Here is a 15,422-nt window from a genome sequence, read left to right on the forward strand (position 1 = left end):
ACATGACCCCCGGCAACCGATCAGGAGCACACATGGCGAACCAGGCGAACGGCCCCGCCGCCAAGGAAGGCAACGGCCGCGGACGAGGGCGCCGGCCGGCGGACGAGGTCCGAGCAGACGTCCTGCGCACCGCCGGCGACCTGCTGCTCACTGAAGGCATCGCCGACCTCACCTTCGAACGCGTCGCCAGGGCATCGGGGGTGAGCAAGACGACGCTCTACAAATGGTGGCCCTCCAAGGGAGCACTCGCCCTGGACGGCTACTTCCACGCCGTCGAGACAACGCTCGCCTTCCCCGACACCGGAGACATCCGCGCCGACCTGCTCACCCAACTCCGAGCCTTCGCCCACGTGATGACCCACACCCCAGGCGGACGCGTACTGACCGAGCTGATCGGCGAGTCACAGACCGACAAGAACCTGGCCACCGCCTACCGGAAGCTGTACTCCTCGCACCGGCGCCAGCTGGCAGCGGAGCGCCTCCACCGGGCTCAGGAACTCGGCCAGATCCGCACCGGCATCGACGTGCAGGTCCTGGTCGACCAGCTCTGGGGCGCCGTCTACCACCGCCTGCTCATCCCCGACGAACCTGTCACCGACGACTTCATCGTCGCGCTCGTGAACAACCTCCTGGACGGAGTCCGCCCGAATTAGGACGGTCGTGACCGCGGTCGTGATGGCTACGCGGTGGCCGGTCAGCCACCTGCCCGGATCCGGCGTCGGGGGTCAATGGAACCGCCACCCGCGGGCAGACCCGCTTCCTCCAGATAGCCGACCAGGTAGGCCAGGGCCTCCGGGGAGGCGGGGACCGCCTGCCGAAGCCTCGACCCCTTGGAGATCACCCAGAGCTGGCCCTTGGTCCATTCGACGCCGCTGAGCTGGACGCCCAGCAGCTCTGAGGCCCGGGCACCGGAAGAGACATAGCAGGCCGGCAGGGCCCGGTCACGCGCGCAGCGCATCGCGGCGGACAGCTCCTCCCACTGCGGGTCGGGGATCGCCCGCGGCTGACGGGCCGGGACCTTCGGCCGCAGCCGTGCCCGCCGATGCGGCCTGGCCGGCTCAATCGGCGACACGTGCGCCAAGGCCCGTCGGCGGGATCTGCTGTCCGGCACCGGGTTGACCGCAGGCCCCCGGCCGAAGTGGCAGATGGAACGCGTAGAAGCCGTGCACCACCGACAAGTTGTGCGCGGCGCGTACCCGCCCCAAGAGTCGGCTTGCCAGTCTTCGGATTGACCGTCCCCGCCGTCAAGGCATCCACGCGGCGGCGTCGCCGCTGCGGGTTCGGCGCCGACCGCAGCCACCCCACCCGTGTGGCGATCTCGGCCTCGGTGGCCTGCTCCCACCCGACGTCGACCGGCCACAGCAGCAGATCCCGCAGGTACCGGCTGATCGGCTCGATCTCCCGACTCGCCCCATCGATCACCACGTACGGCAGGACGCCAGATCCGCCCGGCCGTGCGCGACGTTCTGTCGACCTACGGCGATTCAGCGTCTACCGCCCAGCACCAGCCGCTGATCGACGCGCTCACGGTCTACACGGCCAGAGTTCCCCTGCCCGCCCTTGCCGTTGGCTACAGGCGTGTCGCGGTGCGGACGAGGTCGGCGACGGCTTTGGATCTGCTGTGTGGTGGCCAGGCGATCACGGTTGTGACAGCCGGTGCGTCCGGCACCGGCACCGTCGCATGATCGTCACGCAGGTGAGCTCGGACGGACTCCGGCACGACCGCGCACGCCCGTCCGAGCGCGATCAGCTGGAACAGCTGGGTGTGGTCGCGCACCTGCGGGCCAGGTCCGTCCGCATAGCGCCCGTCCCGTCGAGGCCAGCGTGGCAGGGGCAGGCCCGTCAGGGTGGTGACCTCGGCCATCGACACATGGGGACGGTTGGCCAAGGGGTGCCCTGCGGGCAGGACCAGGACCTGCTGTTCGGTGTGCAGGTCCTCGGTGTCGAGTCCCGCCGTCGTGTCGAAGGGCCGCTGAAGCAGAGCTACATCGGCACGCCCGTCGCGCAGCAGCCCTTCCTGCTCGCCGGGCCCGCACAGCATCACCTCGACGGCGACCGCGCCGGGCTCGGCGGCGTAGGCGTCCAGCAGCTTCGACAGCAGTTCGCCGGACGCTCCGGCTTTCGTGGCCAGCACCACACCGGGCCGTTCGGCAGCTGCGCGGCGGGTGCGGCGCTCGGCGGCCTCGACCGCGTCGAGTGCGGCCCGGGCCTCCCGCAGAAGCACCGAACCGGCCTCGGTCAAGGCGACTGCGCGAGCAGTGCGGTGCAGCAGGACCACTCCGAGCCGCCGCTCCAGCTGCTGGATCGCTCGCGACAGCGGTGGTTGCGCCATGGCGAGTCGCTGCGCCGCCCGCCCGAAGTGCAATTCCTCCGCGACGGCGACGAAGTACCGTAGCTCCCGCGTCTCCACCGCGTCATCGTATCCGGCGCTCACCAGGACCGATATCCGTGCAGTATCGCGGCCCACCCAGTCGGTCTTGGACGTCCCGCCCGAGTCCGCACCACGCTTGACGACATGAGTGAACAGACGATCGCGCTGGTGACCGGTGCGAACAAAGGAATCGGATACGAGATCGCGGCGGGCCTGGGTGCCCTCGGCTGGCGCATCGGCGTGGGCGCGCGGGATCAACAGCGCCGCGACACCGCGGTGGAGAAGCTGCGCGCGGCGGGGGCCGACGCGTTCGGCGTTCCGCTCGACGTGGCGGACGACGCCAGTGTGGCCGCCGCGGCCGAGCTGATCGCCGACCGCGCCGGAGGGCTCGACGTCCTGGTCAACAACGCCGCGATCACCGATGGTATGCCGCAGACGCCCACCACGGTCTCTCCCGCGACCGTACGAGACGTCGTGGAAACCAACGTGATCGGGGTCATCCGTGTCACCAACGCGATGCTGCCCATGCTCCGCCGCTCGGCATCGCCACGGATCGTGAACATGTCCAGCAGCGTCGGCTCGCTCACCCTGCAGACCACGCCCGGCATCGACATGGGCCCGATTCCCGTTGCCTACTTGGCGTCCAAGACCTTCCTCAACGCTGTCACCGTCCAATACGCCAAGGAACTGAGCGACACCGACATCCTGATCAACTCCGGCTGTCCCGGTTTCACCGCCACCGACCTCAACGGCTTTCAGGGCGTCCGCACTCCCCAACAAGGCGCGGCGATCGCCATTCACCTCGCGACCCTGCCCGACGACGGACCGACCGGCGGATTCTTCGACGACGGTGGAACACTTCCCTGGTGACAGGAAGGCCCACCGGAGCGACACCAGCGTCCGGTGGGCCTTCGTTTGCCCTCGATCAGCCCGAGGTGAAGAACTCGACGATGTGGCGGGCGAGGTCCTCCAGTGTGGAGAGGGTGTAGTCCCGGCGCTCCGGCCCGGACTCCTCCACGCGGAATCCGGGGCCGTCCCGCTGGACGCGGAACACCCGGTTGTCCCGTCGGGGCGGGGGCGTGGTGAAGCGGACTTCGCCATAGCTGATGTCCGGGTAGTAGCTGCGCAGTTCGGCGAAGGGGGCGAGGCTGACGAGGAGCTGCTGGCCGCCCGTGGGGTACTCCGAGTCCAGCAGGCTCTGCCACTTCCCTTCGGTGAGCCTTCCCTGCGCGTACGCGTGCGCCAGCGTTCCCGGTTGCATGAACGGGAACTCCGACAGGAAGTCGTCCAGGGACTCGCCGCCCTGCCAGGCGGCTACCGCCCGCAGGGCCTGGTCGACGTCCTCGGTCGTCCCGGCCGCCCATTCGAGGACGTCGGGCTCGTAGATCTTGACGCCGAGGAAGCCTCCCTCGGTCCCGGTCCAGACTTTGACGATCCCGCGGTCGGTCGCGAGCTGCGCTCCGCCGAATCCCTCGACGAGCCCGCCGAGGGGCAGCCCGAGTGCGGTGGCACGCCGCTTCAGCGTCTCGACCAGCCCTTCGGGCATGACCTTCGGCGGCCTCTCGTTACTCATCCCAGGGAACCGACCCTTCGCATTTACACATGGTGTACGGGCTTTTGACCGGTTCGAGGTTGCCGAAGGTGGACCAGTCCGGCTCCGGAGGCCGTGGTATCGGCACGATATCGTCGCCCCGCTTCTCGTAGAAATTCACGGATTTCCATGAACGCTGGCCGTTGGCCACTGCCCTGGCGATCCAGCTCATCTCGAGTTCCGTGGCCTTGCCTCCCGCGAGACCGTTCCTGACCGCGCCCTCGAAATCCGTCTCCCAGCCCGTCAGGTTGACGTGGACCGTGACGTTGGGGTCACCGATCATGCGCTCGACGGGGAACTTCCAGCCGTCGTCGGGGTTGGCCAGCATGTGGTCGAAGTTGTTCTTCTTCGCCCACTCGCCGGTTCCCATCGTGCGCCACCCGAGGGCGAGGTCGCAGTTGTGGACCAGAACCGGCGTGGAACCGGCGAGCACGTAGTACGTGTGCAGTTCCTCGACGGTGAGGTTGTACATGTCGGCCGCGCCGGATGCGTGCTCCACGCCGAGGAGTCGGACGTGACCGTCGTCGACGGTGCTGAGGTCGTGGCCCGCGGTGAGCTCACCGGCCTTGATCCACGCGTGTGCCGTGTCGTCCCAGAAGGGGTGCTTGTAGGTGGTGTGGATGGTGCCGGCGCGGCCCGCTTCGTCCCGGATCCTCAGGTCGACCAGGTCTTGGTCACGGTGTGCGCCTTGAGCGGTGACGGTGCGTGGACCCTTGTGTCTGCCGGTCTTCGGGTCGGCGGCCTCGACCTTGTCGCCGGGTTTGATCTTCCCGATCTGTTTGGTGCGTCCGTCCTTCATGAGCACCCGGGTCGAGGAGGTGAAGCTGCACAGAATCCGCCCGGCCTTGCTCATCGCGCCGATGAACCGGGTGGCGCCCCGCGCGATACCGCCGGCGTCCGCGGAGGACATGGCCATACCGAGGGTGTCACACTTGTCCTGGTTGTCGTGGAAGGCGCACTGGTACCAGGGCTCCAGCATCGTCATGTCACCGAAGGCGGACAGGACGGTCTTCAACAGCTGCGTGTCGTTGTCGAGTTCCGCCTGCGTGTAGCAGGTGTCGTACTTCGGGAGCGGATTGACCGGGTTGCCGAAGCACTTCGTCGGCGTGAAGAAGTAGTCGTAGAGCTTCTTCGCCTCCTTCTGTCGCTTCTTCCTGAAGTACTCCTCGGTCGCCTTGTTGGCCTTGTTGACCTTCTCGATGTTCTTCTTGACACACGCCGCATTGCAGCGGTTGTCGTGGTGACCGCACAGTTCGGGTTCGGCGTCGCACTTCGTGGTGCCCGTGGGGTCGCTGTGGGTGACCGGGTTGTTCTCCGTGTAGCTGTACCCGTTCATCTGCTGCGGGTCGCCCGAGTCCATGACCGGGTCGACGCTGAGGAAACGGCCGGTCTGGACGTCGTACTCACGGGCGCCGAGGTGGGTCAGTCCGGTCGTGGTGTCGTCGGTACCGCCGACAAAGCCCTTCTGGCCGGGCCATGACGTCGGTGCCCGGCCGCGAGCGGCGCCGAACGGGGTCGAGCGGCGCTGCTGCATGGTCAGGTCGGCGGCGTTGACGGCGAGTTCGGAGGTGCCGTGGTGGTCGCCGATCAGGAACGACAGCTTGCCGTCGTCCGTGCGGATCGCCTGGTTGCCGCCGCCGAGGTCGTAGTAACGCGTGGCCTTGGCGGTGGTGGCGCCCTTGGCGAGGGTGATCTCGGTGGAGCCGAGGTAGAGCGTGGTGTCGGCGTCGGTACGGCGGATCAGCCGGTTGCCCTCGGCGTCGTAGACGTAGGAGGTGGTCTTCGTCCCCTCCGTCACCTTGGCGAGGTGCCCCTCGGCGTCCCAGTCGAGGACCTGCTGGTTGCCTCCGATGGTGCGCGTGTGGGTGTTGCCGACCTTGTCGTACGTGTACGAGTCGATCGACGAACCCGAAGGCCCCTGGGTGGTGACCCGGGTCAGGCCGTGCGGGCGCGGGGACTTGGGCGCGGGGTACTCGTAGGTGCGCTTGGTGTCCTTGGTGGCGTCACCGGTGAGGTCGTGGAGCGTCTCGGTGCTCCGGTTGCCGGTGGCGTCGTAGGTGTACGACTGCCAGTAGGGCGCGGGCCCGCCGAGCAGGGACCCCGCGGTGGCGGAGCAGCCGGTGCTGCCCTGGGCCCATGCCTCGGTGAGCCGACCGAAGTGGTCGTAGCGGTAGCACTGGTTGTCGGTGCCGTCGCGTGACACGTCGCTGATCGACGTGATGTTCCCGGCCTCGTCGTAGCCGAAGGTGGACGACTTGTCGACGCCGGGCACGCCCTCACGGTCGACCCGCGTGTTGTCCAGGCGCTGGGTGCCCCACTGGTAGGTGTTGGTGACCTGGGTCTTCTTGCCGCCGCTCTGGTAGGTGAACTGCAGCGGCTTGCCGGTGGGGCTGTACACCGTGTCGGTGATGTAGGTGACGCCGCCCGCGCCGGAGAGCGTGACCGGACGCAGCACGTCGTCGTACGTCGGGGTGATGACGTCCGCGGCGAGGCTGCCGGCCGCCGGGTAGCTGCTCGACTGGACGGTGCCGTCCAGGTTGTACTTGGTGTTCGACTGGTACGACCCGGCCAGGGCGCCCTCGGACGCCGGGATCGTGGTGGTCACCCGGTTGGGTCGGTACAGCGTGTCGTACATGCTGTACGTGGTGGTGTACGCGCTGCCGCTCGCGCCGCCGACGTAGCGGGTGGCGGAGGCCGGCTGGCCCTCGAAGCCGGCGGGGTCCCAGACGTGCTGGGTCAGCAGCGGGCCGGTGGCGGTGCCGTCGTGGGTCTCCAGCTCGCGGCCCAGACCGTCGTAGACATGCGTGACGGTCTGCTTGACCTCACGGTCGTCGGTGCTGGTGACCAGCATGTTGCGGTCGTCGTAGGTGTAGGTGGTCTGGCCCTTGTCGGGGTCCTTCGTCCCGGTCTTGTTGCCCCGCTGGTCGTAGCTGTACGTCCACTGGTTGCCGACGGGGTCGGTGATCGCGGAGACCCGCCCGGCGGGGTCGTAGTCGTAGTGGGTCGTGGCCGGGGTGCCGGTCGGGGTGGCCGCGTCGTACTGCATCAGGTCGGTGGTGCGGCCGCGGGCGTCGGTGACGGTGGTGCTCGGGGTGCCGCCGGCCGGCGGGGTGACCGTGGTGCGGTCGCCGTCGTAGGCGGTGAGGGTGGTGGCGAGCACCGTGCCGCCGTCACCGTTGCCGGCCACCTGCTGGGCCTTGATGACCCGGCCGAGGCCGTCGTAGGTGTTCCAGGTCTGCGTCTCCACCGCCAGGGCGTCGTCGAGCTTCAGCAGCTCGGTGGAGGGGGCGCCGGTGTTGTAGTACGGCGCGAAGACCTTGGCCGTCAGGCCGCGTTCGTCGTAGAAGACGTCGTTGACCAGCCTGCCGCCGGACGGGCCGGGGCCCTGGGTCTGACGGGCACGCAGGAAGCCGTCGTACAGCGTGTACGAGCTGCGCTGGCTGCCGTCGTTCTTCAGTGTCTTCGTGGTCACCGCCACCGGCTTGCCGTCGGTGATGGTGTAGGCGAACTCGTAGTTCGGGGTCTGGTTGTTGGCCTTGGAACGGTTGGGCAGCCAGATCTTCAGGCTGCGGCCGAGCGCGTCGTAGGCCTTGTCGGTGCGCTTGTTGTTGGTGTCCAGCACGGTCACCGGCAGTCCGCGCAGCGTGTCGTACGTGGTGGTGGTCGTCTGCGCGGTGCTGGCGACGCCCGGCGTGGCCGGCGGGGTGGTGACGGTGACCGTGGTCGGGAAGCCCGTGGTCGGGGCGTACACCGTGGTCGTCGTGCGGCCGTCGCTGCGGTCGGTGCGCGTTGGGGTGCCGGTCACGGTAGCGGTGACCGTGCCGGTGATGTCGGTGCTGGTCAGCTGGCGGCCGTAGACGGTGTCGTAGGTGACGCCGGACTCCAGGTACGTCGCCGTGGTGCCGTTGTGCGACTTCAGGCTCGCGATGTGCGTGGGGTCGCCCTTGGTGGGGGCGGCGTTGTACGCCTGGCCGTCGTAGGCGGTGCGGATGTCGGACAGCACGTCCTTGGAGCGGTCCGGAGTGGCGGCGCACTTGACCGCCACGGTCTCCGCTCGTGAGGGCTTGGTCAGAATCCAGGCCGTGGTGTTGTCGACATAGGTGGTGCGGGTGCACTGGTCGTCGGCGGCGGTGGCGGTGTCACCGAAGTCGTCGAGCTGGGTGACACGGCCGGCGGTGTTCTCGTGGGTGTTGGTCAGGTAGGTCTGGCGCCACTGCTGTCCTGCCCCGTTGTCGAGCGAGGTCCAGGTGCGCTCGGAGGCGGTGCCGGTCAGGTTCGCGGTGGTGGTGCCCCACGGGCGGATCTTGCTGGCGGTCTGGTGATGCCAGGGCGTGCTGACCGACTTGTTCAGCACCCGGCCGCCGGGGCCGCTGAACTCCTCGGTCTTGTACTCGAAGCCCGCCGCGGAGTCGTGGTCGGTGATCGTGCCGCCGTTGTCGTCGGAGACGGTGACGGACTTGGTGCCGTCGGCGGTCGACGGGCCCTTGCGGTCGCCGTCCATGCCGCGCAGGAAGTAGTGGTCGGTCTGCGACTTCATGCCGACCGGCTCCTGGCCGCCGGTGCGTTCCCGTACGTGAGCGTAGCCGCGCCACTGCGACCAGGTCTTGTACTTCTCCTTGGTCAGGCCGTCGTCGTCGGCGTAGTGCCAGGCCCCGCCGTCGAGGTAGTCGTAGCGTGTGACCATGTCCGGGGCGGTGTTGGTGCGGTCGGTCTCGGTGACCGACTCCACCACGTACTTGTTGAACCACTGCAGGGTCGGGTCGGGGTCACCGGACTTGGTGAAGTACACCGGGTAGCAGCGGGTGGTGTTGGTCTGCGGGGTCGGCAGGTTGGCCGCGTCGCAGGCCGCCGCCGAGTAGTTCACGTCGATCTGGCCGCCGGACTCGTCGGCGACGGTCGACAGGCGCTCCTTGATGAAGGGCGCGGTGTTGTCACCGGCGATGTCGAGGCGGTTGGCGTCCTGGTGGTAGCCGAAGGTGACCTTGGGCAGGGTGATCTCGGGAGTGGTCGACCTGCCGGTGTGCTGGATCGAGTCGAGCAGCAGTTGGTAGTCGATGTCCGCCATGCCCCAGCGGTGGCCGAGTGTCCAGGTGTCGATCGGGGCGTACGTCCCGTCCGACTTGAGCACCTGCGTGGTGACCGCCGTCAGCCGCTTGCGGGTCCAGAAGGTCGGGGAGGCGGATTTGGTGCAGTCCTCCCCGGACTTGCAGTTCAGGTCCCACGGCGTGTCGTACCAGTAGAACTTCTGGTCGTCGATGGTCGACGCGTCGCAGGTGACACCGGTCTGCGGCAGGCAGCGCTCGGCCGAGGTGAAGCTGACCTTGGCGAGGGCCTTGGCCGAGTAGACGGTGTCCTTGCGCAGGCCGTACTCGATCCGGTCCAGGTAGCCGCCGCGGTCGTAGGCCGTCTCGTCGGCGGCCGTGAGATTGCGGGCGTAGTAGTTGGACTCCTTCTTGTAGTAGTAGGCGATCGCGTTGCCGTGGACGTCGACGGCGTAGTCGAGGTTCCAGCGGTAGGCCTGCCGGCACCAGGAGTCGGCGAAGGCGGCGGCGTGGCAGGGCTCGCCCTCGTCGTCGCCGTAGACCGGGGTCGTCCAGGTGGAGTCGGTGGTGTCCTTGCCGGACGCCCAGCCGGGCAGCCGGTTGTAGCCGAAGAAGTACTGGGTGCCGTCGGTCGTGGTGACCTTCCAGTACTCGTCGTTGCGCGCGCCGTTGGAGCGGACGTCGGTGGTGGAGCCGTAGACGCGCTGGACCTTGGTGCCGTCGTCGCCCTTGATCCGGAAGGAGTCGGTGCCGTCCGGGATCAGCTCACCGGAGTGCCCGTTGAACGAGATGGTGGCGTTGTCGTACGCCCAGCACATGTCACCGGGCTTGTTGCCGTCGGCGTTCTTCACGTCGTCGTCGGCACAGCTCTTGTAGCTGCGCTCGACGGAGCCGGGCCACAGGCTGAATCCGTCGCCCGTCCAGGAGGACTGGTTGTTCGTCGAGGACGTACGGCCGTCGATGGCCCCGGAGGAGTAGGACAGGCCCACGCTGGGCGCGAACTTGCCCGGCACGCCCGGCACGGGCATGTCGTACGACCAGGAGAAGCTGCCCGAGTTCAGGCTCGTCGACCAGGTCGCGGAGGGGGACAACTGGCTGGCGGTGTAGTCGCCGTGGTCGCTGGACGCTCCGCCCGCGGCGGCCGAGGTCGCCGCCAGCATCATCGGTTCGGCGCCCGCGACACTGACGTCGGCGGACAGCGTGGACCCGTCGTTGCGGGCGTCGAGCGGCTGCTGCGTACGGCACTGCGCGCGCTGCGGAGTCGTCGCGGCGCAGGCGGGCAGCCGTACGAGCTTGAGCCGGGCGGCGTAGGCGCCGCCGTAGGTCTGCGCGAACGCGGACTGGTCGACACTGACACCGATCTTGCTGCCCTGGGCGTCGGCCGCGCGCCGAACGGAGAACAGCAGGCCCTCGACACCGGCGTTCCGGGCGGCCTTCTCATCCAGTACGCGTACGGTCGCGGCACCCGAGAACGCTGTACTCTTCGCCGGCTTAGCGGTCTTCGCCGTCTTCGTCGTCTTCGTGGTGGCGGGCGCGGTCAGCGACACGGGCAGGGTGCCCGCCCGCCGGGTGACCGCCTTGGCACCCGGCCGCAGGGTGACCGTGGCCGCCCCGGCCTTCGGCGACGCGTGGCGCGGCGCCGTGGACGGCATCCTGCGCTGCCCGTCCGTGCCGCGCGGCAGCGGCTTCACGGTGTGCCCCGAGAGCGCCTTCTCGGCGGCCGGGACCTTCGGCATGTCGTCCGCCTGGGCCGCGGTCGAGGCAACCGCCCCTTGCAGCAGTGTTCCGACCAGGACCGCGGAGACGGTCACGGCGACTCTGCGCCGCGTCCGTCTCCAGGCCCGCTCAGCCAAGACCATGATTCCCCCTCTGAATTCTGTTCGTCTTCTTCTGAAGGCGCGTCGGCGAGCACGGCGATGCCGACGAAGGCCACGCGGGGGGGGCGGGCCGTTGGGCCCCGCCCCCCGCCGCGCTGCTCGTGCCGGACTGCTACGGGCCGGGGACCGTGGCCAGGTCCGTGCCGTTGGCCAGCCGGGCGATCTGCTCGTCGGAGGCCACGCCCTGCAGGGTCCACACGTCGTCGATCACGCCCGGCCAGTACTCGCCCCACGCCCCGTCGGTCCTACCGCGCCCGAGCTGAAGTCCGGCGGTGGCGTTGAACGGAAGGACGTTGGAGTTCCAGGACACCGAGTCGGTGCAGCCCGCGACATCGGGACTGCCGTCCTCGTCGGCGTCGGCGCAGACCACCTGCTCCAGGTTGCCGTCGACATACAGCCGCATCTGGTCGGCGAAGGCGTCGTAGACCACCGCCAGATGGTTCCAGCTCGTGTTGTTCATGAAGTTGGGATGCTCGGCCGTCGCCACGGTCGCGCCCTTGGCGTCGGAGCCGGGCACCGCCAGCTGCCACCGGCCGGCGTTCGCCGGGTCGGTCGCGCTGGGCACATACCGCACGGAGAAACCGCTGTTGACGGAGCCCGCCTGCGAGAACACCGTGACCGGATGATCCGGCCGGGCCGCCGTGCTCACCCACGCGGCGGCGGTGAAGCTGGTGGCGGTGGAGACGGGCGAGGTGGCCGTGGCGGCGTAGTCGCCGTCGCCGTCCAGCAACAGACCGCCGTTGCCCACGTAGTTGGAGCTGCCGGTGGTGTCGATCGAGGCGTTGCCGCCCAGCGTCAGCGCCCGCTTGCCGGAGGAGTCGTCGGCGGAGGTCACGGGCGTGCCGGTACCGGAGTCCAGCTTCCAGCGGCCCTGCACGACCGGACGCGCCTTGTTCAGCTCCTTGACCTCGTCACCGGACAGGGCCCGGTCGAAGAGCCGGACGTCGTCGAGGTCGCCCTTCATGAAGGCCTGGGCTCCACCCGTCACCTTGTAGCCGAGGGTGACCGGTCCGGAGGCGAGCCACGGGGTGGTGAAGGGCTGCGTGTCCTTCAGTACGCCGTCGACGTAGAGCCGTATCTGGCCCATGTCGTAGTCGTAGACGCCCACGACATGGGTCCACTCGCCGAGCCGGGCGGCCGGGCAGTTCACGTTCGGATCACAGGCGTTCTGCCGGGCCCGCACCAGCGTGGCGCTGGTCGAGTCGGAGCCGGCGCGCAGGAAGACCCAGCCGCCCAGTGCCGAGGAGTGAACCAGTTCGAAGCCCGGGACGTTGGTGCCTCCCTGGGTCACCGCCATCATCGCCCGGCTCTCCTTGTCCTTGGGCAGCCTGGCCCAGACGGAGACCGCGAAGCTCTGATAGGTGTCGAGTACCGGCTGCGCGGTGATCACACCGTCGTCGGTGCCGTCGAAGGTCGCCGCCGTGCCGTCGACGCCCGCCGAGCCGAGCACCGCTCCGCCGTTGACGGTCGCCGTCACCTCCTGAGACCGGCCGGAGACCGCGGTCGCCGTGGCCTCCTCGTCCAGCGGCCAGACCACCTTCGCCGGACGGTTGGTGTTCACCGGCTGCCTGGCGTAGAGGCGGCTGATCTGGGCGGCGGTGAGCTGGTAGTCGAAGAGCTGGGCCTCGTCCAGGTCACCGGTGAAGTAGTTGCCCAGGGTGCCGTAGTGCTGGGCGGCGCCGAGGAGGGTACGGCCGCGGGAGTCCCACGGGGTCGTGAACGCCGCACTGCCGACCAGCGCGCCGTTGACGTACAGCCGCATCTCCCCCTTGGGGTTGTCGAAGACGCCGACCAGATGGGTCCATGTGTTCAGCCGCGCGGCGGTGCAGGCGGTGTCGCCGGTCGGGCAGGCGGGCTGGGAAGCGCGCGAGATGGCCGGGGACGAGGCGTCGACGCTGTGCCGCAGGAACTGCCAGCCGCCCATCGCCGGGGAATAGTAGATCTCGAAGCCGCTGGTGTTGGCGCCGGCCTGCGACAGGGCCACCACCGCGCTGCTCGGCTCGGTGGCGGGCAGCTTGGCCCAGGTCGACACGGAGAAGCTCTTGGCCGTGTTGAGCACCGGGGAGTCGGTGGCGGCGTAGTCGTCGACGCCGTCGAAGTGCAGGCCGTGGCCGGACACGCCTTCGCCGCCCGGGGTCGCGCCGTTCAGCTGGGCGGGCCATTCCCCGCCCGCGCCGCTGACCGTGGTCGAGCCCGCGGCCTCGTTGAGCTTCATGTTCAGCCGGTCGGGCTGGCCGGCGTTGACCCGGAACTGGTAGGTGCGGATCTCACTGCCGTTGCCGGCGGTGTCGAAGGCCTGCGCGGTAATGAAGTTGATGCCGGACCTGGTCGGCATGAACTTCGTCGTCTGCGCGGCGCCGCCGGAGGTGGTCAGCGTGTGCGCGCTGGTGGGATCGCCGTTGATGCCGAACCAGTACTTGGACACATCCGTGGACGAGGAGTCGATGGTGAAGGTGCCGTACCGGCCCACCCCGTCCAGCCAGGGGTCGTTCGGATCCTCCGGGTCCGAGGCCGGGTACTGGGTGGACACGATCGAGGGGCCCGCGGGCACGCTCGTGTCGTAGACCAGGTTGCAGTCGGTCGCCGAGCCCGTATAACTCCACGGCGACCACTGCGCGCTGTCGTAGGAGCGCACATGCCAGCCGATGGTCTTGTTCTTGGGGATGCTGGTCGGCAGCGAGATCGAGAAGTCGGAACCGGATTTCTTGTAGGTCGTCCGGGCCGAGGTCCAGCGTGACGTGTACCCCTTGCCGTCACCGGCGTCCCAGGACGCCTGGAACTGCACGGCGATGTTGTCGCCGTCCGGGTCCGTCACGTCGTTCGCCCTGATCGTGGGCAGGATGCGCACCCGCTTGGCGGTCGAGGAGCAGGCGCCGCCGGGATCCTGCGTCAGCTGCGACATGCGGATCTGCGTCGGGGGGCGGTTGTACTGCACCCGCAGCCAGGCGTCGTCGGAGAACCGCTTCCACGACAGGACGTCGTTCTCGTCGCGGGCCTTCAGTCCGAACGTCGTGGTCGACCAGCCGTTGGCCGCCGCCTGCTGCACGGCGCGCAGCGCCCAGAACTCGACGCTGCCACCCGGGCAGTCGCTGCTCCAGCCCTTCGCCTCGCTCTGCGTCTTCAGCAGATCGGCCCAGAAGCCGCTGGCTGTCTGCGTGTTCCACGTGGTCGAGGAGCTGATCCCCTTGGTGCGCCACAGCTGCACATCGGTCTTGGTGCAGCTGTAGGAGTGCGTCTCGTTGACCACGAACTCCGCCGACAGGATCGTCTTGCCCGCGAAGCGCGAGGTCGGGATCGTGTAGAGGACGCGCTTGACGTCCTCGGGCGCGCAGCGCGCGTCACCCGCGCAATAGCCCATGCCCGAGTCCGAGTTGCCATTGAACTTCCACTGCGGGGACGAGGCCCAGTAGCGGGAGACGAAGGTCCAGCTGCTCGCCTTCGGCGAGTACCACTGCGGGTCGATATAGACCGGGAACGTGGCGCTCTTCAGCAGCTTCTGGTCCGGCTTCAGCACCAGCGCGTCGTCACCCGAAGGGACGCTCACAGCGATGGGGGCGACCTTCGCGGACTCGCCGGGACCGTGCGAGGGGTCGGCGGCGGGCTTGGCCGCCTTTTCGGTTGCCTTGGGTGCGGGGCCGGTCGGGGCGCCGCTGGCCGGGGTGCCGCTGATCGAGGCGCCCTTGGTCGAGGCGCCCTTGCTGGAGTCCCACATCATCGGCCGCGGGGCCTCGAAGACCGAGCCGCCGGCAGCCTTGTCGACCGCCGCGAGGCCGCCGGCCGGCGTGGTGCGGACGTCCATGTCTCCCGCGTCCATCGCCAGCCGCAGCTCGGCCAGCTTCGGATTCGCCGCCGCTTCGGGCGTCTTGACGACCAGCACCTCCGAGGCGCCGTCGACGCTCGCCTTCACCTGAAGGTCCACGTCCTTGAGCACCGACGGATACGTCGCCGTGTCGCCCTTGATCAGCGGCTCCGGCAACGCTGTCGGCCAGGACAGGGACAGCTTCCGGCCCGCCCGCTCCAGCGTGATCAGCGGCTGCTTCTTCCCACCGCCGGAAAACACGATACCGACCGTCGTCGCCTTGGGCGCGATGCTGCCGTCCGCCCGCTTCTCCAGTGCGGTGTCGACCGCCTTCCACTCCCCACCCACTCGCGCCCGCACCGGACGCAGATGTTCCACGGCCTCGAAATTGCCGTTCGGAAGGGCGTACGTCTCGCTCGTCTCACCACGCAGCGAGGCGATCTCCACCTTCTTCCCCGAACGCGCGGCCTGGCCGAAAGCGGCACTTTCCGTGTTCTTCGTCTGCGCGGCCTCCTGGGTCACCCCTGGCTGCGCCCGGGTAACGGCGAGTGCCGTCCCCGTGAGGGCCGGCAGCACGCCGCCCAGCAATGTAAGACCTGCTACGACGCTCACTGCGCGGGCAGCGGCGCGGCCCCGTCTGGGAACCGTCATCCCCCAGTCCTCCCCCGGACTTTCACATCGCCAAAACGATCAAGTAATCGCCAGTCGAAGTTAAAGGGAGGGCAACGCGGGGTCCAGGTCA

General features: G+C 68.9%; 7 protein-coding genes. 2 read left to right on the forward strand and 5 right to left on the reverse strand.

Annotation, left to right across the window (positions count from 1 at the left end; all coding sequences use genetic code 11):
* Positions 1 to 32: 32 nt before the first annotated feature.
* On the forward strand, positions 33 to 653 hold the full coding sequence (locus tag ACZ5NW_RS28145; protein ID WP_468746728.1) for a TetR/AcrR family transcriptional regulator: 621 nt from the start codon (positions 33 to 35) through the stop codon (positions 651 to 653).
* Between the two features lie 41 nt (positions 654 to 694).
* On the opposite strand, the gene ACZ5NW_RS28150 is transcribed toward ACZ5NW_RS28145, so the two are convergent.
* A complete protein-coding gene (locus tag ACZ5NW_RS28150) occupies positions 695 to 1,072 on the reverse strand; it encodes a hypothetical protein (RefSeq protein WP_468746729.1) in 378 nt (125 codons plus the stop codon).
* Positions 1,073 to 1,570: 498 nt separating this feature from the next.
* Positions 1,571 to 2,410 carry a LysR family transcriptional regulator gene (locus ACZ5NW_RS28155; RefSeq protein ID WP_468746730.1) on the reverse strand — a complete coding sequence of 280 codons (840 nt, stop codon included), beginning with the start codon at positions 2,408 to 2,410 and terminating at the stop codon, positions 1,571 to 1,573.
* Between the two features lie 105 nt (positions 2,411 to 2,515).
* Between ACZ5NW_RS28155 and ACZ5NW_RS28160 the strand changes: the two genes are divergently transcribed.
* Positions 2,516 to 3,241 carry an SDR family NAD(P)-dependent oxidoreductase gene (locus ACZ5NW_RS28160; protein ID WP_468746731.1) on the forward strand — a complete coding sequence of 242 codons (726 nt, stop codon included), beginning with the start codon at positions 2,516 to 2,518 and terminating at the stop codon, positions 3,239 to 3,241.
* 55 nt (positions 3,242 to 3,296) lie between these two features.
* Here ACZ5NW_RS28160 and ACZ5NW_RS28165 read toward each other — a convergent pair whose 3' ends face one another.
* The 3 genes from ACZ5NW_RS28165 to ACZ5NW_RS28175 form a co-directional block, all read right to left on the reverse strand.
* Positions 3,297 to 3,944: a hypothetical protein gene (locus ACZ5NW_RS28165; RefSeq protein WP_468746732.1), complete on the reverse strand. Its 648-nt coding sequence runs from the start codon at positions 3,942 to 3,944 to the stop codon at positions 3,297 to 3,299.
* Positions 3,937 to 10,815 carry a polymorphic toxin-type HINT domain-containing protein gene (locus ACZ5NW_RS28170; RefSeq protein ID WP_468746733.1) on the reverse strand — a complete coding sequence of 2,293 codons (6,879 nt, stop codon included), beginning with the start codon at positions 10,813 to 10,815 and terminating at the stop codon, positions 3,937 to 3,939. Before ACZ5NW_RS28170 ends, ACZ5NW_RS28165 begins: the two co-directional genes overlap by 8 nt.
* A 178-nt stretch (positions 10,816 to 10,993) precedes the next feature.
* A complete protein-coding gene (locus ACZ5NW_RS28175) occupies positions 10,994 to 15,256 on the reverse strand; it encodes a LamG-like jellyroll fold domain-containing protein (protein ID WP_468746734.1) in 4,263 nt (1,420 codons plus the stop codon).
* Positions 15,257 to 15,422 lie beyond the last annotated feature (166 nt).

This window comes from Streptomyces sp. NPDC032126 (assembly GCF_055580085.1).

Coding starts and splice junctions, on each gene's coding strand:
- ACZ5NW_RS28145 (WP_468746728.1), top strand. CDS start 33: ATGGCGAACCAGGCGAACGGCCCCGCCGCCAAGGAAGGCAACGGCCGC.
- ACZ5NW_RS28160 (WP_468746731.1), top strand. CDS start 2,516: ATGAGTGAACAGACGATCGCGCTGGTGACCGGTGCGAACAAAGGAATC.
- ACZ5NW_RS28165 (WP_468746732.1), bottom strand. CDS start 3,944: ATGAGTAACGAGAGGCCGCCGAAGGTCATGCCCGAAGGGCTGGTCGAG.